General features: G+C 63.7%; 24 protein-coding genes, 3 tRNA genes and 1 pseudogene. 15 read left to right on the top strand and 13 right to left on the bottom strand.

What is annotated here, in order from left to right; genetic code table 11:
• Positions 1–47: 47 nt before the first annotated feature.
• From larC to EP28_RS01975, 4 genes are all read right to left on the bottom strand, one after another.
• Positions 48–1,403: a nickel pincer cofactor biosynthesis protein LarC gene (gene larC / locus EP28_RS01960; RefSeq protein WP_049982320.1), complete on the bottom strand. Its 1,356-nt coding sequence runs from the start codon at positions 1,401–1,403 to the stop codon at positions 48–50.
• 171 nt (positions 1,404–1,574) lie between these two features.
• Positions 1,575–1,659 (bottom strand) — tRNA-Leu (locus EP28_RS01965).
• A 102-nt stretch (positions 1,660–1,761) separates the two neighbouring features.
• Positions 1,762–2,148: a ferredoxin gene (locus EP28_RS01970; RefSeq protein WP_049982321.1), complete on the bottom strand. Its 387-nt coding sequence runs from the start codon at positions 2,146–2,148 to the stop codon at positions 1,762–1,764.
• Positions 2,149–2,251: 103 nt separating this feature from the next.
• Positions 2,252–2,710: a DUF5796 family protein gene (locus tag EP28_RS01975; protein ID WP_049982322.1), complete on the bottom strand. Its 459-nt coding sequence runs from the start codon at positions 2,708–2,710 to the stop codon at positions 2,252–2,254.
• Positions 2,711–2,896: 186 nt separating this feature from the next.
• Between EP28_RS01975 and EP28_RS01980 the strand changes: the two genes are divergently transcribed.
• Together EP28_RS01980 and EP28_RS01985 are read left to right on the top strand one after the other, a co-directional pair.
• A complete protein-coding gene (locus EP28_RS01980; RefSeq protein WP_049982323.1) occupies positions 2,897–3,796 on the top strand; it encodes a shikimate kinase in 900 nt (299 codons plus the stop codon).
• A gap of 4 nt (positions 3,797–3,800) precedes the next feature.
• Entirely contained in the window at positions 3,801–4,094 is a 294-nt protein-coding gene (locus tag EP28_RS01985) for a chorismate mutase (RefSeq protein WP_049982324.1), read from the top strand.
• A gap of 195 nt (positions 4,095–4,289) precedes the next feature.
• On the opposite strand, the gene EP28_RS14510 is transcribed toward EP28_RS01985, so the two are convergent.
• Positions 4,290–6,161 (bottom strand): hypothetical protein, encoded by a 1,872-nt coding sequence (locus EP28_RS14510; RefSeq protein ID WP_230455244.1) that lies wholly within the window; start codon positions 6,159–6,161, stop codon positions 4,290–4,292.
• A 442-nt stretch (positions 6,162–6,603) separates the two neighbouring features.
• On the opposite strand from EP28_RS14510, the gene EP28_RS01995 reads away from it, so the two are divergent.
• The 4 genes from EP28_RS01995 (at position 6,604) to EP28_RS13960 (ending at position 8,638) form a co-directional block, all read left to right on the top strand.
• Positions 6,604–7,593: a class I SAM-dependent methyltransferase gene (locus EP28_RS01995; protein WP_049982325.1), complete on the top strand. Its 990-nt coding sequence runs from the start codon at positions 6,604–6,606 to the stop codon at positions 7,591–7,593.
• A 572-nt stretch (positions 7,594–8,165) separates the two neighbouring features.
• Positions 8,166–8,238: transfer RNA gene (locus EP28_RS02000), tRNA-Thr, on the top strand.
• Between the two features lie 129 nt (positions 8,239–8,367).
• Positions 8,368–8,508 (top strand): hypothetical protein, encoded by a 141-nt coding sequence (locus tag EP28_RS14315; protein WP_196219585.1) that lies wholly within the window; start codon positions 8,368–8,370, stop codon positions 8,506–8,508.
• Positions 8,501–8,638, top strand: a complete 138-nt coding sequence (locus EP28_RS13960; RefSeq protein ID WP_155118400.1) for a hypothetical protein — start codon at positions 8,501–8,503, stop codon at positions 8,636–8,638. Before EP28_RS14315 ends, EP28_RS13960 begins: the two co-directional genes overlap by 8 nt.
• A 134-nt stretch (positions 8,639–8,772) precedes the next feature.
• On the opposite strand, the gene EP28_RS14730 is transcribed toward EP28_RS13960, so the two are convergent.
• A complete protein-coding gene (locus EP28_RS14730) occupies positions 8,773–8,934 on the bottom strand; it encodes an HNH endonuclease (protein ID WP_394297586.1) in 162 nt (53 codons plus the stop codon).
• A gap of 166 nt (positions 8,935–9,100) precedes the next feature.
• Here EP28_RS14730 and EP28_RS13965 point away from each other — a divergent pair, with 166 nt between their 5' ends.
• A complete protein-coding gene (locus EP28_RS13965; RefSeq protein ID WP_155118401.1) occupies positions 9,101–9,535 on the top strand; it encodes a hypothetical protein in 435 nt (144 codons plus the stop codon).
• Positions 9,536–9,544: 9 nt separating this feature from the next.
• Here EP28_RS13965 and EP28_RS13970 read toward each other — a convergent pair whose 3' ends face one another.
• The 3 genes from EP28_RS13970 to EP28_RS02010 all read right to left on the bottom strand — a co-directional run bounded on the left by EP28_RS13970 (position 9,545) and on the right by EP28_RS02010 (position 13,547).
• Positions 9,545–10,639: a hypothetical protein gene (locus tag EP28_RS13970; RefSeq protein ID WP_155118402.1), complete on the bottom strand. Its 1,095-nt coding sequence runs from the start codon at positions 10,637–10,639 to the stop codon at positions 9,545–9,547.
• 269 nt (positions 10,640–10,908) lie between these two features.
• Positions 10,909–12,279 carry a tyrosine-type recombinase/integrase gene (locus EP28_RS02005; protein ID WP_230455245.1) on the bottom strand — a complete coding sequence of 457 codons (1,371 nt, stop codon included), beginning with the start codon at positions 12,277–12,279 and terminating at the stop codon, positions 10,909–10,911.
• An 893-nt stretch (positions 12,280–13,172) separates the two neighbouring features.
• Entirely contained in the window at positions 13,173–13,547 is a 375-nt protein-coding gene (locus tag EP28_RS02010) for a zinc-ribbon domain-containing protein (protein WP_049982326.1), read from the bottom strand.
• Between the two features lie 395 nt (positions 13,548–13,942).
• On the opposite strand from EP28_RS02010, the gene EP28_RS02015 reads away from it, so the two are divergent.
• Positions 13,943–14,509, top strand: a complete 567-nt coding sequence (locus EP28_RS02015) for a peptidylprolyl isomerase (protein WP_049982327.1) — start codon at positions 13,943–13,945, stop codon at positions 14,507–14,509.
• Positions 14,510–14,664: 155 nt separating this feature from the next.
• On the opposite strand, the gene sod is transcribed toward EP28_RS02015, so the two are convergent.
• A complete protein-coding gene (sod, locus tag EP28_RS02020; protein ID WP_049982328.1) occupies positions 14,665–15,264 on the bottom strand; it encodes a superoxide dismutase in 600 nt (199 codons plus the stop codon).
• Positions 15,265–15,525: 261 nt separating this feature from the next.
• Positions 15,526–15,609: transfer RNA gene (locus tag EP28_RS02025), tRNA-Ser, on the bottom strand.
• A 308-nt stretch (positions 15,610–15,917) separates the two neighbouring features.
• Here EP28_RS02025 and EP28_RS02030 point away from each other — a divergent pair.
• Positions 15,918–16,871, top strand: coding sequence for a D-2-hydroxyacid dehydrogenase (locus tag EP28_RS02030; RefSeq protein ID WP_049982329.1), 954 nt, complete (start codon positions 15,918–15,920; stop codon positions 16,869–16,871).
• 57 nt (positions 16,872–16,928) lie between these two features.
• Here the strand turns inward: EP28_RS02030 and katG are convergent, their stop codons facing one another.
• The gene (katG, locus tag EP28_RS02035) at positions 16,929–19,070 is read right to left on the bottom strand and encodes a catalase/peroxidase HPI (RefSeq protein WP_049982330.1); all 2,142 of its coding nucleotides are present in this window, start codon (positions 19,068–19,070) and stop codon (positions 16,929–16,931) included.
• Between the two features lie 177 nt (positions 19,071–19,247).
• On the opposite strand from katG, the pseudogene EP28_RS02040 reads away from it, so the two are divergent.
• Positions 19,248–19,733, top strand: a pseudogene (locus EP28_RS02040) (phosphoribosylglycinamide synthetase C domain-containing protein); the annotation flags it as partial.
• Between the two features lie 60 nt (positions 19,734–19,793).
• Positions 19,794–20,351, top strand: coding sequence for a helix-turn-helix domain-containing protein (locus EP28_RS02045; RefSeq protein ID WP_049982331.1), 558 nt, complete (start codon positions 19,794–19,796; stop codon positions 20,349–20,351).
• A 96-nt stretch (positions 20,352–20,447) separates the two neighbouring features.
• Here EP28_RS02045 and EP28_RS02050 read toward each other — a convergent pair whose 3' ends face one another.
• Positions 20,448–20,852: a universal stress protein gene (locus tag EP28_RS02050; protein WP_049982332.1), complete on the bottom strand. Its 405-nt coding sequence runs from the start codon at positions 20,850–20,852 to the stop codon at positions 20,448–20,450.
• Positions 20,853–21,038: 186 nt separating this feature from the next.
• Between EP28_RS02050 and EP28_RS02055 the strand changes: the two genes are divergently transcribed.
• The 4 genes from EP28_RS02055 to EP28_RS02070 all read left to right on the top strand — a co-directional run bounded on the left by EP28_RS02055 (position 21,039) and on the right by EP28_RS02070 (position 24,716).
• Positions 21,039–22,349 carry an HD domain-containing protein gene (locus tag EP28_RS02055; protein ID WP_049982333.1) on the top strand — a complete coding sequence of 437 codons (1,311 nt, stop codon included), beginning with the start codon at positions 21,039–21,041 and terminating at the stop codon, positions 22,347–22,349.
• A 68-nt stretch (positions 22,350–22,417) separates the two neighbouring features.
• Positions 22,418–23,482: an amidohydrolase family protein gene (locus tag EP28_RS02060; RefSeq protein ID WP_049982334.1), complete on the top strand. Its 1,065-nt coding sequence runs from the start codon at positions 22,418–22,420 to the stop codon at positions 23,480–23,482.
• A 90-nt stretch (positions 23,483–23,572) separates the two neighbouring features.
• The gene (locus tag EP28_RS02065) at positions 23,573–24,028 is read left to right on the top strand and encodes a hypothetical protein (RefSeq protein WP_049982807.1); all 456 of its coding nucleotides are present in this window, start codon (positions 23,573–23,575) and stop codon (positions 24,026–24,028) included.
• An 88-nt stretch (positions 24,029–24,116) separates the two neighbouring features.
• Positions 24,117–24,716: a thymidine kinase gene (locus tag EP28_RS02070; RefSeq protein WP_049982335.1), complete on the top strand. Its 600-nt coding sequence runs from the start codon at positions 24,117–24,119 to the stop codon at positions 24,714–24,716.
• Positions 24,717–24,751 lie beyond the last annotated feature (35 nt).

Here is a 24,751-nt window from a genome sequence, read left to right on the forward strand (position 1 = left end):
ACAGAACCCGACGCGCTGAGTCGTCTCGTCGGCACTCTCCGTCGCGGTCACCCGTCGATCGCCGCGCGAATCTGCGCTTCCGCGCGTCGGAGCACCTCCCGCACAGCGATCCCCGTTTCCGCTGCGACCGCGGCCGCGTCGTCGTACTCGGCGCTGACGTCGTAGACCTCGCCTCCAGCGGTCGATGCGACCTTCACCGAGACCTCGTGGTCCGCGCCGTCGAGAGAGAGCGTCGCGGTTTCGAACTCCCGCTCGGCGATCCACCGGTGGCTCGCGCCCGACTGTCGGACGCCGAGCGTCCCCGTCTCGCGGGCGAGCGTCTCCGCGACCGCCTCGACGTCGTCCGGGCGACAGATCGCCTTCACGAGGTGGCCCGGCCGCGACTTCTTCATCGTCGTTGGGACGACCGTCACGTCTTTCGCCCCGGCCCGCGAGAGCGTCTCCTGGAGCCCGCCGAGCACCTCCGGCGTGGCGTCGTCGAGGTTCGTTTCGAGGACGGCGACGTCATCGCGGACGAGGCCGTCAGCGTCCCGACCCCGCTCGTCCGCGGCGGTGCGATCCTCGCCGTCGCCGACGAGGACGCGAAGCACGTTCGGGTGCTCGGGAAACGTCGCGTCGCCGGCACCGTACCCGACCTCGTCGACCGCGAGGTCCGGGACCGAATCGACACCATCGGCGACTGCACCGAGGATGGCAGCGCCCGTGGGAGTCAACAGCTCGGCGTCGATGGAACCGCCGCGGACCGCGAACTCCGCCCGAGTCGCGATCTCGGCCGTCGCCGGGGCAGGGACCGGATACACGCCGTGTGCCATCGCCACGTCTCCGCGCCCGGTAGCGACCGGCGTGGTGACGACGCGGCGCGGGTCGAGGTCGTCGAGGAGGAGCGCCGCACCGACGACGTCGGCGATCGCGTCGTCCGCGCCCACCTCGTGGAAGTGCGTCTCGTCGAGGTCCGTGCCGTGGACCGACGCCTCGGCGCGGCCGAGCAGCTCGAAGGCATCGAGCGCCGTCGATTCGACCGATTCGGGGAGATCCATCGATTCGACGAGCGCGACGACCTCGGCGTAGCTTCGGGTGACACCCGCGCCCTCGGCGAGGGTGTGAGTGTGTCCGTGGTCGTCGTGGTCGTGGGTGTGAGTGTGTCCGTGGTCGTCGTGGTCGTGGGTGTGAGTGTGATCGTTACCACCCTCGGACGGCGTGATATCGTCTTCGTCACGGTCAAGGAGCACGTCCACGGTCGTCGCGCGTATGCCGTTTCGCGTCGTCTCTCCCACCTCGTACCGGACCGGCAGCCGCTCCGAGACGGGGTCGAGCACGGCCGGGTCAGCACCGGCCGCGATCAGGGCGGCGCATATCATGTCGCCGGCGGCACCGGTTCGGCCGTCGAAGACGAGCGTTCGCATGGAGCATCGGACGCGAGCGGCGGACAAATACCTCCGGATTCGACTGTGACGGCCCACCGAATACGCCCGACCCGCGTCGCGGCTCGCTTCGCTCGTCGTTCCGTGCTACGACGTTCCGGGATCGAATCTTCCGATCGACTCCCGCTGCTCGCGGATTGCTCGCAGCAGGAGTGCGGGGGAAGGGATTCGAACCCTCGAACCTCTACAGGAGCGGATCTTAAGTCCGCCGCTTTTGGCCAGGCTCAGCCACCCCCGCTCGGATTCGGGTTCAAGCGGCGGGGTCAAACCCCTTTCGGATGACCGTGCGAAGAGACAGACCGACCGCCAATCGTCGACCGGACGACGACGTATCGCCGGTCTACCAGTCGACCGAGAGCGTCCCGTCGCCGTGCGGGTCGGGCGCGATCTCCTCGTCCGTCCGCCGGTCGACGACGTGGATCACGCCCTGTTCTTTCTTCGCGGGACACACCTCCGCAGCACGGATGTTCTCGTCGAGTTCGTCCTCGCCGATGTAGTACGACCGCGGCTTCGCCATGCCGCTCTGGATGTCCATCACCCAGTTGTCCGCGACCTCCGCGCACTTGCCCGCCCCGAAGCACTTGTTGGCCTCAAAGACGACCTTGTACGGCTTCTCCTCGACCGGCGGTCCCTCGCCGCCGATGTCGCTCGCTCGAACGACCTCGTCGCGGTCGGTCTCCGATTCGGCCTCGTCCGTGTCCGCCGGCGTCTCGTCGGCGTCGATCATACCTCCCGTCGACGCCGACGCGACTTTCGTCTGTCGATCGTTGCCACCGCATCGATGGCTTTCTCGGTCAGCTCTACCCGAGGGAGTTCCGAGCCCCGCCGTCTCACCAATGCGCGTCGAGTCCGTCCTCGGGCCCCTCGACGATCTCGTAGCTCCCCTCCGTCCAGCCGTCTTCGACGAAGACGAACACGCGCCCGCCGGCGATCTCGGGGTCAGCGATCACTTCGTTTCGCTGTCCCGTCCGACCGACGACGACGCCGGGGAACACCTCCTCGTGTTCTCCCGCTTCGACCATGACGCGACCGACGCCAGAGTCCTCCAGTATCTCGTCGTTGGTGTTGTAGTCGTTAACGTAGGTCATCACGCCCTCCGTCTCCGTCGGGTCGGTAACGAGGACGTGCGTCTCCTTGCCCGGACCGGCCGTCACCGACCCTTCCACGGACTCGGGAACGCCGCGGTAGAGGGTGGTCCGCCCGTCGAGGTACTCGACGACGACGCCCTCCTCCCGGAGGTCGATCCCGATCGACGTCGGCGGAACGTCGCTTCGCGAAGGCGCTGACATACGAACCGGTCCGAGCGCGCGCCTCAAAAGCGACGCGGGACGCGCCGACTGGCGGCGGGCGCATGTCGATAACGGCCAACAGAGCGGTAGATGAGCGAGCGGACGTCTGACGCCACCGCGGATCGCCGCCGTGAGAGACTCGCCGTGATCGCTACCTCTTTATTCGCGCTCGCGAGCCGTGAGTGCATGGAGGGACGGGCAGCGGCGCTCGGAGCCGGCACCGTGTTGAACGCGCTTGCGACCGGTACCGGCGCGGCCTTCGGTATCGACGTCGAGACGCGTGCGACGGTCGCGCTCGACCCGGACAGCGACGCCGTCGACGGGACGATCGCCGAGGACGCCGACGCCGACACCGACCTGATCGAGCGCTGCGTCGCCCTCGCGGTCGAGCGCTGGGGTGACGACGAGGGCGGCACCGTCCGCACCGACAGCGACGTGCCGCTCGCGGCGGGGCTCAAAAGCTCCAGTGCGGCCGCTAACGCGACCGTCCTCGCGACTTGTGACGCGCTCGGCCTCGAGATCGGCGACGACGCCGACGATCCGTCCGTCGACGTGACCCGACTCGAGGCCTGCCGGCTCGGCGTCCGCGCCGCCCGCGCCGCCGGCGTCACCGTCACGGGTGCGTTCGACGACGCGGCCGCCTCGATGCTCGGCGGCGTCGCCGTCACCGACAACGGGAGCGACGAACTCCGATCCCGCGATCCGGTCGACTGGAACGTGCTCGTGTGGACCCCGCCTGAACGCGCCTACACCGCCGACGCCGACGTCGGCCGCTGTGAGTCCGTCGCGCCCATGGCCGACCTCGTCGCGGACCTCGCGCTCGACGGGCGATACGCCGAGGCGATGACGGTCAACGGCCTCGCCTTCTCGGCCGCACTCGGGTTCGACGCGGACCCCGCGGTCGAGGCGATGCCGCACGCGTCGGGCGTCTCGCTGTCGGGCACCGGGCCGAGCGTCGTCGCCGTCGCGGACCCGGACGACCCCGAAACCGACCTCGACGCTGTCGCCGACGCGTGGGGCGACCGGCCCGGCGCGCTGCGACGAACGACCACCAGAAACGACGGCGCGACCGTTCTCCGAGAGTGACCCAATGAGCGAAACACCGACCCCCGAAGAGATGAGTCTGGACGAACTGCGCCGCGAGATAGAGGACATCGACCGAGAGATCGTCGAACTGATCGCCCGTCGGACCTACGTCGCCGACACCGTGGCGGCCGTGAAGGCCGACCGTGACCTCCCGACGACCGATGAGGGGCAAGAGGAGCGCGTGATGGAGCGCGCCGGCGACAACGCCGAGCGCTTCGACGTCGACGCCAACCTCGTGAAGGCGATCTTCCGACTTCTGATCGAACTGAACAAGGTCGAGCAGCGGGAGAGTCGCTAGAGTTCTCTCAGGCCGAGGCTATATTCGATCGCCTCGTCCGCTTCCTCCATACTATCCATATGGTTTTCGCTCGGAAACGAGCTGAGAGGGGACAGGTCTCCGACGATATGCGTGACTTTCGTTCAGCGTTCGACAGTATGTATCTCGGTTGCCTGAACAGGTCGAGAAACGAGGGAACCGCTAAGCGCAGGCGGCTTAGTTCACGCTCTTCGAGAGTTCTGCCCCAGCTTTGAACTTCACCGTATCAGTGGAGTTCGCCTCTGTGAAGTGAACAAGTCGTCCCTGCTGAGCAATCACCACAGGGACATCGTTCGTTCCCACCTCTTGCCGCGTCTCTCTCCCCGGCCGCTTCCGAAGGATAACGTCTTCACCATCTGCTTCTGAAAGCACACGTTCAGTAACTGCGTCCGAGAGCCCTCCATCGAACAACCGGGCTCCTCGTCGCTCTCGGTCTCCCGAAAGGCGACGGGCCATCACATCACCGTACCCATCACCATCCAAATCACCAGTGCCAACACCGATGACTTCCGTCGGTCCCGCGACAGCCACGAGTGTGACCGAGTTCTCGTAGAGACTGCCATCGTCGATGACCCACCCACCCGAGTAGATGTACTGGTCAGCATTCTCACAGCGGCGCACGTACAACACCGCAGGGAACGGCGACGGACAGTCCGGCGGCGCGACCATGACCGGACACACAAGCGTCGACGTAACCGCGCTCTCACCGCTCTCAGAACCCCACTCATCGAAGTCAGCGGGTTCTGAAGCCGCCCCATCAGCACTGACCGCGAGGGTTGGTGTCGTCTCCGTAGCCTGTGGCGGGTCGTTCTGTACGGTGACGGTGATCGTCCCGGTATTGCCTGATGCTTCGAGGTGAATGCCCGTGTCGACTGGTCCGGAGACGGCAGAGAGGAACGTGTCCGAGTTGTACAGCGAATTATCCTCGACCATGAGGCCCCTGTTGAGGACGTTTTCCCCGCCGACTGCATCCCCTTCGTAGATCGGGCTGGGGTCGTCTTTTTCATTGGAGACCCTGTTGTCCCCCCACGCGTAGACGTGTCCATCGTCGTCGGTTCTTCCAGTCACGTACTCGATGATGCGGCGCGGCGTGAGTTCGTCGACGAGTGCGACGTTTCCAGCGGAGAGTCGAGCGTCAGGGACCGTGATGGTGAACTGCTCGCTGAGTATGGGTTCACCAGCGAGGTGCGCGTAGAGAGCACCGATATCTTCGGGGCTTGCTCCAGTCAGTTCCTGTAAGTGAGAATTGCTGAGTGACTCTTCCGCGGTATCTTCCAGCGATGATTCGAGGAGTTTGATGTCTCCTTTGACGATTTCTCGTACGTCGTGAACGACTTCGTTAGCGGCCTCCCACTCGCCGTTGTCGATGTGGGCGGCTGCCTGCTGGACCAGTTTCTTTCGGCCGTCTGCGTGTTCCCGGACGGTCACACACACGTCGTCGGAACAGCGCTCTAACGTGGCTTGTATGTCTTCGATGGTGCCACCCATATCTGCGAGGCCGCGCCGTCCCGTGCGTGCGGAGCGCTTGCTGATGGAGTCGGCAGTCGCGTTCGTCTGAGAGAGGAGTGTGTTCTCCAGGTCTACTGCGTTCGAGCGGAGTTCGACGGTGTCGTCGAGTCCGTCGGCGTCTGAGTCGTCGTCGGGTCCGCGGATAATCGATTTGTTGCTCCGACTGTTGTTGTAGTTGGCCCGGTTGCGTCCAATACCGCCATCGTTGTAGTCGAAGCAACAGGTGGCTGCAGTTGCGGTTGCGGTCACCCACACTTCGAGTTCGATCTCGTCGGAGACCGGGCCGACGTCTGCGGAGAGTGTTGGCGTTAGTTTGTATACGATTGGCTCATCAATTGGCGACGGACCCGTGTACCCTCCAATACCTGCGAACGGTGCCGCGGGTGAAGCTCCGGTATCGGTCGTCGCACTCGCAACGCTGTCAAGGCAGCCGCTGAGCGCACTGATGGTCAAGAGACCGCCTGCGGTGAGTAGCTGTCGACGGCTCGTTCTCATAGCCGGGATATCCCGCTTCGAACGGTGCGCTCGTTTAGACTCCATCTCTGTGTGGTAAAGACCCTCACCCATCATAAACACTCTTATAAAAATTATATGTCAAATGTCGGGATTGTACACTCATCGAGGCGTTCTCACGCTTCGTCGGACGCGTCACTCCATTCCTCGGCGAGTGCCACCGCACTCTCGGAGGCCTCCCGATGGGCGGCCGCCAGCTCTTCGTCGTCCGGCCGGTCTGGCTCGACCTCGACGACGGCGACGGCTCCCCGGCTGTTTTATCGATTTCAGTGGCCCGCACGGCGCGGAACAGCGAGAGAGCCGGGAAGGCGAGTTCACCGCTGATACGCCGCGTTCGGCCACCGACTGATCGAGCCCCTAGAGAGCGGTTTCAGCGGGATTCACCGCCTCGCCGTCGAGACGTCCCGTTGTGAGCGTCCCCTCGCGGCGAAGCGTCACTGTTTATATCGCCTCGCCTCTGGTTGCGGCAATGAGCGTTCCATGCGTCGCGGTCGCGCGCGAGCGCGGCGAGCACGTTCGCGAGCAACTCGCCGACCGCGACGCGCTCGACGGGGACCACGAGATCACCGTCGACGGGGACACGATCTACATTCCGGTCACGGACGCGAAACGCGTTCCGGACGGCCTCAGAGACCGGATCGAGACGCGCGACGTCGCCGAACGCGATCGGCAGAAGACGCCGGCCGACATTCTCGGATTCGAGCCCTCGGTAGAGCGACTCGGCGACATCGTCATCGTCGACGAGGACGACGCCGACCGCGCCGCCGCGATCGCTGACGCGGTGATGGCCTCCGATCTTCCCTGCGAGACGGTGCTCAATCGCGCGTCACCCATCGAAGGCGAACTTCGCGTTCGACGGTGGGACGTGCTCGCCGGGGACGGCACCGAGACGGTCCACCGCGAGTACGGCCACGAGTTCGCGCTCGACGTCGCCGAGGTGTACTTTTCGCCACGGCTCGCGACCGAGCGCCACCGAGTGGTGACGCAGGTCGGCGCGGACGAGACGATCGTCGATATGTTCGCCGGAGTCGGTCCCTACGCGGTTCCGATGGGGAGTCGCGGTGCCGACGTCGTCGCCTGCGATCTGAACGAGACGGCGATCGAGTACCTCCGGGAAAACGCCGAGCGAAACGGCGTCGCCGATCGAGTGACCGCGGTCGCCGGTGACGTCCGCGAGGCGGCGACGGCGTACGCCGACACGGCCGACCGACTCGTGATGAATCTCCCGCACTCCGCCGACGAGTTCCTCGATGCGGCGATTGCGCTGGCAGGCGACGACTGCGTGCTCCACTACTACGACATCCAACACGAAGACGACCCGTTCGGTCCGGGGACGGACGCGATACGCGCCGCCGCCGGCGACGAGTACGCGGTGGACGTGGACACCGAACGGGTCGTCCGGTCGTACGCGCCCCACGAATACAACGTCTGTTTGGACGTCAGACTGACGCGGACGTGATCGGGCTAGGCCCGGTCGTCAGTGAAATGAGAGGGTCTAGAGGGGTGGCAAAGGCAGATTCGCCGCCCGCCCGGGGTATCACGGGGCGGAACGGCGTCGGGCCCGTCACATGACAAGAGTCCACGGCCCGTGACCGGTCGAAGTCAGAGGCGATTGTGCGCTTGACACGCCGGTAGCGTTGGCCACGCGGGTGCCGTGGGGATCACTCGCTGGGGAGAGTGGCACGTCGGATCGCCGTGGGGGATGCGATCGACGCGGTCGTCGACGCCCGGTACGGGCTCCGACCGGGCACACACCGACGAGGGAGTCGATCCCCGCCATCGCGGCATGCGTTCGGTGTCATCACACTTCGGTAAAACTTCGACCACATATTTATGCTTTTTCCTTATATACTACGAACAATTCTCTGAATACCTATTTGTATGTAGTGCTATATCTGTTATTCCGAAACGAATGGTTCTTGAGACGAGACCGACCGATCGGAACCACAGATCCGGTCGGCATCGACTGCCACTCACCGCCGCCACCGTTTCGGAACCCTTATTTTTCCGTTCGGGAATGGTCATATACGCGCCGGAGTAGCTCAGCTGGCAGAGCGATTCCTTCGTAAGGAATAGGCCGAGGGTTCAAATCCCTCCTCCGGCTTCAACCAATTCGTTTACAACCCCACGGCTAAACCGGGATTGTGATACTCCTCGGGGTTACGCTCGGAACTCTCTAGAGCGTCATACGGTTTATCAGCCGGCGGCTTCGGGAACGGAGGTGACCGCGTAGATGGCGGTCTCGTCCGGGGCGTTCTGCGGGGCGTTCGGTTGTACCGAGAGCGCTGAGCACGTCATCGATCATCCAGACCACGGTGAGCGTGTCGTCTGCGACGACCACGCCGACGCCGGCGAGGCGGTCGGCGATGTCTGAGGACGACCTCTCCGCACGCGACGCCCTCGCCATCGCGCAGCTCGCCGATCTCCTCGTCGACGAGGCCGATGTCGAGTTCGCTCCGACCGGGCGGGCCATCGCACTCGCCGGCGACGCCGTCTCAGAGTAGACTCCTTTTGCAGTCCTGTCGCTGCTCGGCGTGACTTCTCCGAGCGGCTGATAAAATAGCGGAGCCGGCCGCACTCAGCCGGCTAGAGGCATCAGCGGTGTTTGCTACGGATCTCGCGAGCGGCCTGCTCGTCGCTAGCACTCATTTTCCCACCGTTCATTTGCATGGTGTCTATCATGCTCTTCTTTCGAAATTAATTCGATATTTTCGGGTCTGTTATCCCATGGTATCCCGTTCTGATGATGAACATCCATGTTGTGTACCGAATCGAACCTGTATTCTGACACTGCTAACAATCTGTGAACGTAGACCTGGCTGTGGCTTCTATTGAATGAATTAGCCCAGATCTCGTACCCGCTCTTTTTAGTAGAAAACGATGCCGGACCTTCCGGAGCGCTCTACGCATTTCTGTGTCCGGGTCATGACGCTCTATACTGTGCCGATCAAGCCATCTAATAACTTGTGATCGCTGCACAGTTGAATTCATCTGCAATTGGCGATGGGCCGTTTGTTGCCATCGGAAATATATTCGATACATCGTTTGGGCAGAGCCAAGGCATCCCGACAGCAGCACTCGCTGGGGCTGGTCCCGCGGTGTACTGGGGTAATGTCCACAATGCCACGAAAAATGTCTCTCTGGAGATTAACGGAACGAACGGCCTCTCAGATGTCCGCGTTGGTGCGAATTATATTCCGAGCGGAATTGATAAGAAAAACTCGCCGTCAAACCTAATTGTCGTGAACGGGTTGGCCGACGAAAGTGCAAACCAAGAAGAGCCGACAGCCGCAAACTTTACCGCCGGTGATGTTGTGACGTTCCAAGACAGTGGCGACGGATTTGGCAATGGTGTGTATTTGCTGAAACAGGACAGTTCGACGTGGGGGAATTTGGTATAGACAGATTGTTCACATATATCCAAGATCTCGAAGCTGTTCTTCAACCCTGTCGTCTTTAATATCTTTAGATTCCCACTCAGCAACCGAATATTCAAATTCGTAATCTTCGATGTCTCGTTCACCTTGCATATCAGAATCAACAGAAAACCATGGAACCTCGCGAACAATGCGATGAGCAGAGTCCGGGTGGAAATAGCGACCTGTTTCTCCTAAGAATTCCCCATGGTCGGCAGTGATATATGTTGGACACGACAGAAACGACGCCAACCGGCTGGCCTCACTTATAGCGTAGCGGACATTGCTTCGATATGCTTGGCGCAATTCTTCGTCGGGGATCCGTCCCTCACTAACTTGGTCTGAAATTAATCTTCCTGGTGGTGTAATATTATATTTTTCTAAGTCATAAAAATCGATATCAAACGCGTCAGCGGCGGCTTCAGTCATCTTTCCTCCCTGGTTTTTTTCAAGCCAATCTTCTTTATTCAATCCTAAGATTGTATCAGATTGTTCGCTTTCCGCTCGTTTAAACGGGTCCATCTGTGTTTCTCCAATATACGGGAAATGCGGAGGAATATAGTGAACGATCATACGGGTCTCTGAAGATGATAATACGTTGTTCAGAGCTGCTTCCGTTACTGCCTCGGCCCGCATCCCTGTCAGTTTATGATCCCACTCATGTTTCCAGACGTGAATTATATCTTTGAATGTCGCTTCCGCCGACCATTCGCTGTCGCTATGAGATAGATTAGATATTTGTGGCGTTGCGGAAATATACGTCAAATCATAATAGTCAGTAAACACATCTCTAAAGAATTTTTTTGTATAGGGGACTGGGCTCCAGGCTCTGCGGCAATCACCTCTAATAAAATCGGAGTATTCTTCAGAAAAATAGTCGTAACGGCACGCATCTAAAACGATTATACAAAATTCATCTTGAGATGATGTTACTGAATGGATGAGTTGGTCAGTTTGAGAAATATTATTAGCCCGACAGTATAATTCCGACTGGAATTGCGTACGATATTCCGAAATTTTGTTCTGAACAAATCCAGGAATCTGAGAAGGATTCTCAGCTCCGTTCTTTACAAGTGATGGGATATTCATGTGTGTAAACCAGCATCCATTATAGTAGTAGTTGACGATATGATTCATAATTCGTAGTGGTGTTAAACACAACCGGGCTTGTTTCACGATAAGCGGCACTAAATGAATTACTAACTCCTGAGTGATCGGGGTTTAGTCCTCACATCCGTTTCTCTTGCGACGATAAGCCGACGCTAGAGCCGACACGATCGCCGCCGAAATCGCCGGCATCGACGCCGGTGTGACAGAAACTTAACCTACACCAGTAGCGGCAGGGTCCGCGCTGTCGGTTAAAACTGCCTTGGGTCCGGAGCATCATGTACACGCTGCTGGCGTTGACCATCGACACGCTGAGTCGTATCGCTATCGAGCACGCCGCTCTCATCGGGCCTGCGGTCGGGCTCGCGCTCCTGCTCGCGGCGCGACAGTACCTCGGCCGGTGGCCCGAACTCTGGCGATTCCGGCGCGCGGTGCTCCCGATCGTCGACCAGCTGGCCGACAGCGACTACGACGACGAGCTTGACGTCGTCGAGGTCGTCGACGCGCTTCGCCGTTTCGGCATCGAGGGCGGTCCCGCACCACATGCAGAGGTCGTTATCGGCGGGCGTCTTGCGGTCACACCGGTGACAGACGACCGGCGCGCTGACCTCGTCATCCTCATCAACGTCGACGTCGATGCCGTGCATGGCCGCGAACTTCGACTCTTGGGTTTCCCCGGAGAACTTTGCGACGTACCGAGAGATGACCGGCGAGCCACGGGCGCGCCCCTGCCGGTCCTTGATGAACGCCTGCGACTTCCTCTGCTTCGAGAGCCAGTAGGCGTTCGACTTCCGGAAGTTTGTCGGGGTCACGGGCGCGTCGACCTCGGCGCGCCCTGCTGCCTCACGGAAGATCTTCAAGAAGAGCTGGTAGCTGACCCGCTTCGGCTTGTTCAGGTGGCTCCAGACGTAGTCGTCGCCCTCGCCGGGATGTTCAGCTTGCCAGCGCGAGACCCAGGGGATCGACCGGATGAGGTGGACGTCGTGTTCACCAAGCTTCCCGTCGACGCGGACCTTGATCGAGTGCTCGGAGTCAGAGATCTGGTCGAGCGTGAGGTCGTGGAGCTCACCGCCGCGGAACCCACCCTCGAACTGGAGGGCGACGAGCGCCCGGTCGCGGTCGTTGTGACAGGCGTCGATCATCGGACGGACGTGCGCGTCCCAGTCGAGCATGTCGGCCTCGTCGGGCTCGGGCTGGTAGTCACCCGTCGTCTGGGTAGAGATCCAGTCGTGCGTGTCGGGGATCTCCTCGCCCCGGGTCGTGTGCTTCGCGAACATCCGGAAGGCGACGCGGTAGTCGCGGTTCGTCTCCTGGCTCCCCTCCTCGATGTCGTAGGTGTCGTGGATCCAGCGGACGACGACCTTCGCAGCGTCCTTCGCCGCGTCGAAGTCGTCATCCTCGCGCTCGGGGAGCACCGAGTCGACGAGGTCGACGTCAGCGTGCTCACTCGCTCGGGTGTTGTGACGGAGCATCTTCTCGTGTCGGTGCCAGCCGTACTCCTCACGGCGGAGCTTCAGTTCGTCGGAGAACGCGAGCAGCAGGTCGCGGTCGGCCTCGCTCCCACCGCGCTCGCCGGCCTGGAGCTTGTCGCGAAGCGTGTCGACGGCGTCCTTCGCAGCCATACTACCCCTGGCTGTTAAACCTCTGGTTGAAAGCCCTCCTCCGGCTCTCACTTCACTTCGTTCTGCAAGGGAGTACAAAAGACACGTACCGGCGCTGATACCCGGTTTTGTATTTGGATCTCCTTGGAGAGCGATATTTGACTCGGTCTCGCGAATGGGATTGTCGCCAACATTTGATTCGCGAACGAGGCCGCGGGCAACCTGTTGTACGGTTTCAGCAAAGGAGTGTGATCGGTCGTCGTCAGGGTGGTTAGTGAATAGGGTGCTGCGCCTTGCGATTATCCTAGAGTAAGTCGAGACCGGCGAGACGCTCTCTGTGTGAATCCTTCGATAAGCGGAGGTTCAGAACGATTAGCTAGGGACAATAGCCACCGTCTTTGAGTTAGACTGCTTTTCCCATCGACGAGCGAGCAGATAGGTTGGAAGAAGGAGTACCACAGCTAGTGTTCCGATTGAAATTCCCACCCCCACAAGCGCATCTCCAGAGAGCGAGCCCTGCGTTATCTGACTCCCGACACCGGAGAGGGTGAACAAGACGAACAAGCCGTAGCCTACGTACCGCGTTTTGGTCGCGCGCGAACGGAGTTTTTCGCCAGGATTGTGTCCACATGAGTCACAAATGACGTCATCTTTTTCAACACGAGCCCGGCAGGATTCACACACAGGTGGGCGCTGTGACCCACAGTGGGGGCACCCCTCATCATCCAATTGCTTTCCGCAATCAGGACAGTACGCTCGCGGCGCGTCACACTCGACGCAGTACCATGTGTCCGTGCCCACAAGGCCACCACATTCGCCACACTCCTCGTCCATGTGCCCACAGCTTGGGCACTTCACTCCGTCCGTCACTTCCGTTCCGCATTCTGGACAGTAGAATGACATATATGTTGAGATTAATTTCCGAGGTTACCGAGGAGCTGTGCAGCCTTGCTGAACGAATTCACTTCTTTGACCTCGTGTTTCGAGGCGACCGGACGGATGCCCTGGCCCATTACGCCGACGCTACCGCCTTCGATGTACTCGACGTTGTTTTGTGGGTAAATCCGAACAGCCCCATCTTTCAGCGTGACTGTCACCCACTCGCCGCCACCTTGGTGGTAGCGGATCCGACTGGCTCGCAATGGCGTATCTTTCCCCTCAAGATGGAGGAACACGTCTCCGTCATCCTCGGCAGTGACACCACCAGCCTCAGTTATTTCTGCACCACACTCCCGGCAAAAGTCCTGATTTGTGTTGATCGTGGAACCACACTCAGAGCAAATTGCCATACACACTGTACTCTACGGAACCCATAATAAAATTTAGTTCACATTTATGCTTCTTTATATGAGTATTGTGGTATTGACACGAAAGGCTCCACCGAGATGCGGCCGCGGAATTTCACGCGGCAATCGACAGCACTGAATTCGATATTGCGCACACAACGTCCCGACGGTGTCGTCGCCACAACACGGACGACAGGACGTTCGTCGAACGCGCGTATGTGGATGAACGCCACAGGAAGTTGTTGTGGAGACCTCGCTATTCTGTCGAAAGAATCCCGGAGATTCGATGGTACACAGTGTTAGAATCCACGAACAGAACGCCAACGTGGTGCCCATCGAGCGTTCGCGGCACGCTCGATATGGGTAGGGTTTTCCGGCGTGCGGTCTTCCCTGTGGACATGGCACGAGACGTTTCCGATCCCGACAATCCGCAGGTGACGCTTCAGACGAATCACGGCGACATCCTCGTCGAGCTGTTCGCCGACCGCGCCCCGAAGACGGTGGAGAACTTCCTCGGGCTGGCGCGTCACGACCCCGCCGCAGACGCCGACCCCGCTCGCGACACGAACACCTGGGAGGATCCCGAGACGGGCGAGACGCGGGGCGACTCGCTGTACGAGGGCGGCGTCTTCCACCGCGTCATCGACGACTTCATGATTCAGGGCGGCGACCCGCAGGAGAACGGCCGCGGCGGCCCCGGCTACCAGTTCGACGACGAGTTCCACGACGAGTTGACCCACGACGGTCCCGGTATCCTCTCGATGGCGAATTCCGGACCGAACACCAACGGCTCGCAGTTCTTCATCACGCTCGACGCCACGCCGCACCTCGACGGAAAACACGCCGTCTTCGGGCAGGTCATCGACGGGATGGACGTCGTCGAGGAGATCGGTTCCCTCCCCACCGACCGCCGCGACGAACCGCGTGACACGGTCGAGATCGAGGACGTCACCGTCGACGAGTAGCGTCGCTCATCCACCGAACGTCGGCCCGGTCTCGGTCCACCGACTGTTTCTCACACACTTGTGGCCCGGCGTCGCTGTCGCTCCGCGAGCGGCGTCACTCTCGGACAACACAGCAAAAAACGCAGAACTCAACGCGCGTCGTGCGCGGAACCCGATTACTCGAAGAGTTCGACGGCCTGTTCGTAGCGGGCGGCGGGTTCGGTCCAGTCGACGACCTCGAAGAAGTTGTCGACGAACTCGCCGCGGGCGGGGCCGTAGTCGTGGTAGTAGGAGTGTTCCCACACGTCTAGCGCGAGGATTGGGTGACCGCCCCAGATAGCGCCCTGGTCGTGTTTGTCTACGACCACGTTGCGCAGTTGGTTCGAGAACGTGTCGTACACCAACAGCGCCCAGCCGCTCGCGCCCGAGGCCGCGGCCTCGAACTCGCCTTTCCACGCCTCGTACGAGCCGAAGTCCTCCTCGATTCTATCGGCCAACTCGCCCGAGGGCTCGTCGCCGCCCTCGGGGCTCATGTTCTGCCAGAACAGGTCGTGCAGAATGTGCCCCGACGAGTTGTGCGTCACGTTCCGGATCGCGCCGGCAGACGACGAGAAGTCGCCCGCCTCGCGGTTCTCTTCGAGTGTCTCTTCAGCGGCGTTCCACCCGTTCACGTACCCCTGATGATGGGTGTCGTGATGCCATTCGAGCACCTGCTCGGAAATGTGCGGCTCCAGCGCGTCGTAGTCGTACGGCAACGGATCGAGTTCGTAGCTCATCGTTGTATCACCTGTTACCAACATGTGCCGGAAACCTGTTAAAGATAATGCGGCACCTGATACCACACGTCACTGGAGGAGAATACCACTGATTTTCCAACTGGTGAGTGGTACGCTCGCAGTTCAGGCAGAATATCGGCCCGCCGCGGGATCGTTCGTCTCAGTAGCACTGTACCATGGCGTAACCATGAATGGTTACATAAAACGCGAAACAGCGTGGACGGTCCTCTCTCGAGTCGCGAAGATGCGCCGCGTGCACTACGGTGGGACTGGGATTTGAACCCAGGAAGCCGTGAGGCTACCTGCTTTCAAGGCAGGCGCAATAGGCCGCTCTGCCATCCCACCGCGATGTGTGCTATCGCCCCAACGGTCGTGTGCCCTCGGCGGTCCGAGGGCGGGTCGGGCGGTGAGTGCCCGCCGGTTCGCGCAGACCGACTCGCGCGTGACTCGGCGATATCCTCCGCCACGGGGCGTGTGAAGACTGACTGTCGCGACAAAGTTGAAGCTATCGTTGTGTGGTCTTCCGCTTGCGATCCAGGGGAACAGAACCGTAGACAGCCGATGTTGCGCTCCGATCGACCGTCGGGGTACCGGAAACCGGCACTCTTCGCCGAACGACCACGCTTTTTATCCGCTGCAGCGAGTCCATCGCCATGAGCGAGAGCGACCCCGACGTCGTCGTGTTGCGACAGACGATCCACGGTTCGGACGCCCGCGACCTGACCGCGGCGATCCGCGAGCGCCTCCCGGAGAGCACGGTCGCGATGGCGCGGACGCCAGACGAGGAGCGCGAGCTGCTCGAAACGGCTCGGATCGCCGTCGGACTCCACATCGACGAGTCGCAGTTGGCGGCCGCCGAGAATCTCGAACTCTTCGCCTGCGTGTTCGCGGGGACGGGCCACCTTCCGCGGGACGCCCTCGCGGACCACGGCGTCGCGGTGACGAACGCCTCCGGCGTCCACGGCCCAAACATCTCCGAGTACGTCGTCGGCGCGATGGTGACCCACGCTCGGCAGTGGCAGCGGGCCCACCGCCAGCAGGCTCGCCGCGAGTGGCGGAACTACGAGACGACCGAGGTGTACGGCTCCACGGTGGCCGTCGTCGGACTCGGTGCGATCGGGCGCACCGTCGTCGATAGGCTCGACGCCTTCGACGCCGAGACGATCGGCGTCCGCTACTCCCCCGAGAAGGGGGGACCGACCGACGAGGTGTACGGCTTCGACGAGTTCCACGAGGCGATAGCCGACGCCGAGTACGTCGTGCTCGCGTGTCCGCTCACGGAGGCGACGCGCGGGCTCGTCGACGCCGAGGCGCTCCGCACGATGCGCTCGGACGCGATCCTCATCAACGTCGCACGCGGTCCGATCGTCGACACCGACGCGCTCGTCTCCGACCTCCGGAACAGCCGAATCGGCGGGGCGGCCCTCGACGTCACGGACCCCGAGCCGCTGCCCGAGGACCACCCGCTGTGGGGACTCAGCAACGTCACGATCACGCCGCACAACGCGGGCCACACACCGCACTACTACGACCGTGTGGCGGAGATCCTCGCGGAGAATGTCGACCGACTCGACGCCGGCGACGAGTTGAAAAATCGGGTCGCGTGATCGACCGGTCGGGACACGCCCGACCACCGCGAGTCCGTCAGCGTCAGCGCCGACCGCCTAGAGGTCGAAGCGGTCGAGCGTCATGACCTTGCTCCACGCGTCTGTGAAGTCCTGCACGAACTTCTCTTCGCCGTCTTCGGCACCGTAGACCTCGGCGACGGCGCGGAGACGGGAGTTCGAACCGAAGATGAGATCGAGCCGGGTCGCGGTCCAGTCGACCTCGCCGGTCTCGGGGTCGCGGAGCTCGAAGATCTGCTCATCCTCGTCGACGGGCTCCCAGTCGCGGTCGAAGTCGAGCAGGTTGACGAAGAAGTCGTTCGTCAGCGTCTCGGGCGCGTCGGTGAACACGCCGTGGTCCGAGTCGTCGTAGTTCGCGTCGAGGACGCGCATCCCGCCGAGGAGCACCGTCAGCTCGGGGACGGACAGCTGGAGTAGCTCTGCTCGGTCGACCATCTCGTGTTCCGGCTCGTGAGGCAGGTCCTCACCGAGGTAGTTGCGGAAGGCGTCGACTTCCGGTTCCAGCACCTCGAAGGACTCCTCGTCGGTCTGCTCCTGCGTGGCGTCGACGCGTCCCGGCTCGAACGGTACCTCGACGTCGTGACCGGCCTCGGCGGCGGCCTGCTCGACGGCGAGGGTGCCGCCGAGAACGATGAGGTCGGCGAGTGACACCCGGACGTCGTCGTCGCGCGAGTCGTTGAACTCGGCTTGGATCGCCTCGTAGGTCTCGATCACCGACGCCAACTGGTCGGGCTGGTTGACCTCCCAGCTCCGCTGCGGTTCGAGGCGGATGCGCGCGCCGTTCGCGCCGCCGCGCTTGTCGCTGTGACGGAACGTGGAGGCGGACGCCCACGCGGTCTTGACACGGTCTGAAATCGAGAGGTCGGACTCCGAAATTCGGTCTTCGAGGTCGGCGATCTCCGCCTCGCCGACGACCTCGTAGTCGGCCTCGGGGAGCGGGTCCTGCCAGATCATCGTCTCTTCGGGGACCTCGGGGCCGAGGAACCGCTCCGGCGGACCCATGTCGCGGTGGATGAGCTTGTACCACGCCTTCGCGAACGACTCCTGGAACTCCTCGGGGTCGTCACGGAACTCCTCTAAGACCGCTCGGAAATCGTCGTCGTGTTTCAGCGCCACGTCCGTCGTGAGCATCATCACGTCTTCCTTGTCCGAGGGGTCCTGAACGCCGGGCGCGGCGTTGTCGAGTTCGTCGTTTTTCGTGGTCCACTGCCACGCGCCGCCGGGACCCTTCTCCGGCTCCCACTCGTAGCTGAGCAGGTTGTTGACGTAGCTCAGGTCCCAGACGGTCGGCGTGGTGTTCCACGGCCCCTCGATACCGCTCGTGATCGTGTCGGGGCCGTTCCCCTCGCCGAACTCGTTGTCCCAGCCGAGCCCCTGCAGATCGATCGGGGCGTCCTCGGGTTCCGGTCCGAGGTTGTCGCCGGAGTCGGCCCCGTGGACCTTCCCGAAGGTGTGGCCGCCGGCGATGAGCGCGACCGTCTCCTTGTCGTTCATCGCCATGTGGCTGAACGTGTCGCGGATGTTGTCCGCGGACCCCTCAAGATCCGGCTCGCCGTTCGGGCCTTCCGGGTTCACGTAGATGAGGCCCATGACGGTGTTCCCGAGCGCGTCGTCGAGGCTGCCCTCCTCGGTGAACCGCTCCGCCGACATCGACTCCCACTCGTCTTCTGGCCCCCAGTCGACGGCGTCGTCGGGTTTGAAGTCGTCCTCGCGGCCGCCCGCGAAGCCGAACGTCTCGAAGCCCATCGATTCGAGGGCGACGTTCCCGGTCAAGACGATCAGGTCGGCCCACGAGAGCTTGCGACCGTACTTCTGTTTGACCGGCCAGAGCAGCCGCCGAGCCTTGTCGAGGTTGACGTTGTCCGGCCAGCTGTTGAGCGGCGGGAGACGCTGTCGTCCGCCGGACGCGCCGCCGCGACCGTCGTGCGTCCGGTAGGTCCCGGCGCTGTGCCACGCCATCCGGATGAAGAGCGGACCGTAGTGGCCGTAGTCGGCCGGCCACCAGTCCTGTGACGTCGTCATCACGTCTTCGATGTCGGCTTTCACCTCATCGAGGTCGAGTTCTTCGAACGCCTCGGCGTAGTCGAACTCCTCGTCGAGCGGTCCCGGGTTCCCGGCGTGCTCGTCGAGAAGGTCTAACTCGAGCTGGTTCGGCCACCAGTCGTTGCGGACCCCAGACATCACAGGGACTCCTCCGATCCGTTCAGATACGTGCCGCGAGTGGATTCGTGAGACATACGTCTTCGGAATAAGCTTGCCCGACCGCGAATAAAAATGTGGCTACTTACCCCGTGTGAAACGCGGCAAAAAGAACCACCATTGTGAATGTGAAAAAGTTTCTTCGCACATGTCGAATCGCTTGAGTTCACACCGCGGTTCGGCTACCCGACCATCGCGCTGCAGGAAGAGTCGATCGAGTCGTCTACCGGGGAGTTCTTCTCCGATCTCGCACACGGCAACAGGCCAGACGTAGAGGTGCACAACGGGTATCAGATCGCGGTGCGGGTCGTCCTCCCGCCGTTCCCGTTCGACGACGAGAAGACGTACGACGAGAACTCCCGGAACGCGGCCGTCGTCTTCCAGACCGAGAGTCGAGACGGGATCCACATCGAGGACGCAAAGCAGGTCGAGGGGCAGTGGCGCGTCGCGGGCGGCAACGGGATGCCGATCGTCGTGACCGGTAAGGGCGAGACGATGCAGACAGCACGGGAGCAGGCGTACGACCGGATCGACGACGTCGTGATGCCAAACATGTACTACCGCGACGACATCGGCGAGCGCTGGGTCGACGGCGACGGCGACCGGCTCCAGGCGTGGGGATACCTCGGGCCGGCCGACGCGTGAACGGTCCCCGCCGACCGCGGCCTCCACGACTTTTTAACGGTCGGGGTCTCTACGTGCGGTATGGCGAAGTACTCGACGGGCGGCGGCGGCGGCGGCGACGACGGAGACGCCTGTGAACTCTGCGGGCGCGAGACCACGGATCTCGAGCGGGCGACGGTCGCCGGCGCGAAGCTGCTCGTGTGCTCCGACTGCCGCCCGCACGACGACGCCGGGAACGCGCCCGGCGGTCGCGGCGGATCGAGCGGCAGCGGGAACACGAGCGGCAGCCCGGGCGGCGCGAGCGCCGGGACGAGTGGGACCGAGAGCCGGAAGAAGGAGTTAGCCCGCAAGCAGGCCAAGATGTACGACTCCGCGGCGGGGGATTCCAAACACTGGGAGGAGGGCGGAACCAACTACGAGTCGGATCGCCTCCCGTACCTCGTCTCCGGATACGGCGACGACGTGGCGGCGGCCCGCAGAGACGCCGGCCTGACGGTAGAGGAACTCGCGGAGGAGCTCGATGTCGACGACGACGACGTCTTCGCCGTCGAGGACGGCCGCGCCGCAACCGCCGGCGTCGGCGGCTCCGTGGTCCGCGCGCTCGAAGAGCGGCTCGGCATCGAGATCGTCGACGAGTGACCTCGATGACGGAACCCGCGGTCGGACCGGGAGACTGCTGACGGTCGAACGCGTCGACGCGGCGGGTACAGCGATCGGGTCCGGGTTTCCCGTCGCTCAGGGCTCGCTCGGTGCCGGGACGGCGATCACGGGCACGTCGGCACCGAGTATCACGTCTTGGGTCACGCTCCCGAAGACGGCCTTCCCTGAGGGGCGACGCTTCCGCCCGGAGACGCAGATCGCGTCCGCATCGATGTCCGTGGCCGCCGCGAGCAGTTCGTCGGCCGGATCGCCGCTCGCCTCGTAGTGAACGCAGTCGACCCCGGCGTCTTCCAGTGCCTCTCGCGCCCGTCTGACCGCCGCGATCTGGTGGACCGACGCCCCCTCCGGGTTGTCTCGGAACACATGACAGAGATGTGCGGTCACCGCGTCTGCGCGCGCCGGAAGGTCGGCGATGGCGTCACCCTGTGCGGTCGCGCGACCGTCGTCGGCGTTGTCGATCCCAACGAGCACGTCGTACATGGTCGACGGTTCAACGAGGTGGTTCATAAATCGTACCGGCGTCCGGTCGACGGTCGCGCGGACCTGGGTATTCCGGCGGGCTTCGTTTCGCATCGCTGGCTTCGTCTCGTATCGCTGGCTTCGTCTCGTATCGCTGGCTTCGTCTCGTGCCGCCGGTTTTTATCTAGTGCCGCCGAAGGGTGTCCCATGATCACGGTTAAAGACACCGTCCACGATCACATCGAAATCGACGGTGTCGCAGCCGACCTCCTCGATACGCCCGCGGTCCAGCGGCTTCGGCACGTCAAACAGCTCGGGACGGTCCAGCTCGTGTACCCCTCCGCGAACCACACGCGGTTCGAGCACAGCCTCGGCGTCTACCACCTCGCCAGCCGCGCGCTCGATCACCTCGGTATCGAGGGTGTGCAAGCCGACCGGATCGAGGCGGCCGCGATGCTTCACGACGTCGGACACGGACCCTTCAGTCACAACCTCGAAGCGCTTACACACCGGCGGACTGGAAAGTACCACGACGACGTCGACGAACTCCTCGCGAGCGGTGCGGTCGGCGAGGTGCTCCGCGACCACGGCCTCGACCCCGAACGGATCGCCGGGCTCGTCGCCGGCGAGGGGACGTACGGTCAGCTCGTCTCGGGCGAACTCGACGTGGACCGGATGGACTACCTCGTCCGCGACGCCTACCACACCGGCGTCCCGTACGGTACCATCGACACGGAGCGGTTCGTCCGCGAGCTGACGTTCGCGACGCTCGCGGACGAGGCGAACGGCGGAGGCCGAGACGGAGCCGATCGGAGCGGGCTCGACGATCGGGGCGTGTTCGACGGCCGGGACGACGGTGGACCGACGCTCGTGTTGGACGAGGGGAACGTGCAGACCGCAGAGAGCCTGCTTCTCGCCCGGGCACTGATGAATCCGGTCGTCTACACGCATCCGGTCGCGCGGATCTCCAAGGCGATGTTGCGCCGCGCCGCGAGCGACCTGCTCGCCGAGACGGCGACGACCGCGTCCGAGTTGCGCCGGATGGACGACCACGACTTCCTCGCCGCGATCCGCGACTGTCCGGTCACCGCGGACATCTCCCGGCGGTACGACGAGCGCGACCTGTACAAGCGCGCGGTGTGGGCCGAATACGGCGACGTCCCCGACCGGGTACACGACGCGTCTCACGGCGACGAAGTGGCGCTCGAACGCGAGATCGCCGCCGCAGCCGGCGTCGACCGCGAGCACGTCGTCCTCGACGCTCCGCCGGAACCGTCGATGCGCGAGTCGACAGCGCGGGTCACGGTCAACGGCGACGTCCGTCGGCTGGAGCGGCAGTCGCCGCTCGTGTCGGCGCTCCGAACCGCCCAGCGCAACCAGTGGCGGCTCGGCGTGTACGCGCCGGAGCCCGCGACCGATCGCGTCGGGCGCGCCGCGGCCGACGTGCTCGGACTCGATCCCGACGCGCTCGTGACAGAAGGCAGGCGGGCGATGCCGACGACGCTCGACGAGTTTTGAGACTGTCGGGCGCGTTCGAGGGCGATCCGTGCCGTGACGTTTTAATCCCGCGCTGGTCACCCTCGGGTATGCACCTCGAAGGGACGATCCTCCGCGGTCCCGACTTCGACCCCGTCGAGGGACGGGTCGTCGTCGCCGACGGCGAGATCGTCCGGATCGACGCGACGGCGGTCGACTCCGACGACGTGATCCTCCCGGCGTTCGTCAACGCGCACACGCACATCGGCGACTCCATCGCGAAGGAGGCGGGCGAGGGGCTCACGCTCGACGAACTCGTCGCGCCGCCGGACGGGCTGAAACACCGACTGCTGCGCGCTGCGACCCACGAGGAGAAGGTCGCCGCGATGGCCCGCACCCTCCGGTACATGGAGTCGACGGGGACCGGAACGTTCCTCGAATTCCGCGAGGGGGGCGTCGCGGGCGTCGCCGCGCTTCGGGGCGCGATCGCGGGCGAGGACGTCGCGTTCGGCGAGCGCGCGATCGAACCCGTCGTCTTCGGCCGCGACGATCCCGACGTGCTCAACGTGGCAGACGGCTACGGCGCGTCGGGTGCCCGCGACGCCGACTTCGACGCCGTCCGATCAGAGGCCCGCGAGGCCGGCAAGCTGTTCGGCATCCACGCCGGCGAGCGCGACGCGGACGACATCAACCCGGCGATGGATCTCGACCCCGACTTCCTCGTCCACATGGTCCACGCCGAGCCGATCCACCTCGATCGGCTCTCGGACCGGGACACCCCCGTCGTTGTCTGCCCGCGGTCGAACCTCGTGACGAACGTCGGCGTGCCGCCGATCCGCGACCTCACAGACCGGACGACCGTCGCGCTCGGGACCGACAACGTCATGTTGGACTCGCCGTCGATGTTCCGAGAGATGGAGTTCGCGGCGAAGCTCGCCGACCTCCCCGCTCGCGAGGTGCTCCGGATGGCGACGGTCAACGGCGCGGCGATCGGCGGGCTGAACTGCGGCGTGATAGCGGAGGGGAGAGACGCCGACCTGCTCGTGCTCGACGGCGACTCCGACAATCTCGCCGGCGCGCACGACCTCGTCCGCGCGATCGTCCGTCGGGCGGGCGAGGCGGACGTCTCGCGGGTCGTGATCGGCGGCGACGAGGTCGTTCCGCGGAGCGACTGACCGACGCCCGTGTCCGGCGTCCGCGGCGTCGCGGCCGCGCTCGCCTCCTCCCGGCGACGGGCTGAAACCCTCGCCGTCCGTACCGTTCGTATGGCACCGTTCTCGCTTCTCGGCGGACTCGTGGTCGGACCGGTCGTCGGACTGCTCGCCACGCTGGCGATGGACCGCGTTATGCCTCGGCTTCCCGAGGGGACGACCGCGCCGCGGGTCGCCGCGGGCGTCCTCACCGGCGTTCCGGTCGGAGACGCGCCGGGGCGGCTCGCGACGTGGGTCCACTACGTCGCCGGCGGCGGGTCCGGCATCCTGTTCGTGGGACTGGTCGCCGCAGCGCGGGCGGTCCTCGGCATCGGAACGCCCGCGGCGGCCGTCGTCGCCGCCCCAGTCATGCTCGCGCTGATGGTCGGCTTCTTCGCGCTCGTTCCGCTCCCGCGCGCGGAGGGGCTCCCGCGGCAGCGGCTCGCACCGATCCGTCGCGACTGGGCGCTCGCGGCCGCGGCGTATGTCGTCGTCGCCGCCGTCCTCATCGTCGCAGCCGCCGGGGTCTGAGGCCGACCGCGGTCTAACTCGGCCGGCGTGAGCGCGGCGAGAGCGACGGAGAGAAACGGTTTAGTCGGCGTGTCGTCCCGCTACGTGCATGCACGCCATCACTCGATCCGGGTGGATCGAGGTCATCTCGGGGTCGATGTTTTCCGGGAAGACCGAGGAGCTGCTCCGTCGTCTCCGGCGCGCCGAGATCGCCGGACGGTCTGTCGGGGTATTCACGCCGGCGGTCGACGACCGGTACGGCGAGACGACGATCGGGAGCCACGCCGGTCGACAGTGGGAGGCGACGGTGGTCGACAACGAGGGTGAGGGACCGCGCGACATCCTCGACGACAGACCGATTGCGGAGGTGATCGCGATAGACGAGGCGAACTTCTTTTCGAACGCGCTCGTCGACGTCTGCGAGACGCTGGCCGACGGTGGCAGCCGCGTGATCGTCTCGGGGACCGATCAGACGTTCCGCGGCGAGCCGTTCGAACCGCTCCCGCAGCTGATGGCGACCGCGGAGTACGTCGACAAGCTGCAGGCCGTCTGTTCGGAGTGCGGCGAGCCGGCTTCGCGGAACCAGCGGCTCATCGACGGAGCCCCCGCCCACGCCGACGATCCCACGATCCTCGTCGGCGCGGCGGAGTCCTACGAGGCGCGCTGTCGCGACTGCCACGTGCTCGTCACTGGGAGGTCGGACGACTGATCAACCAGCGGGTCGTGCGAGTCTGCCGGCGTCGC

This window comes from Halorubrum sp. BV1 (assembly GCF_000746205.1).
GTDB lineage: Archaea > Halobacteriota > Halobacteria > Halobacteriales > Haloferacaceae > Halorubrum.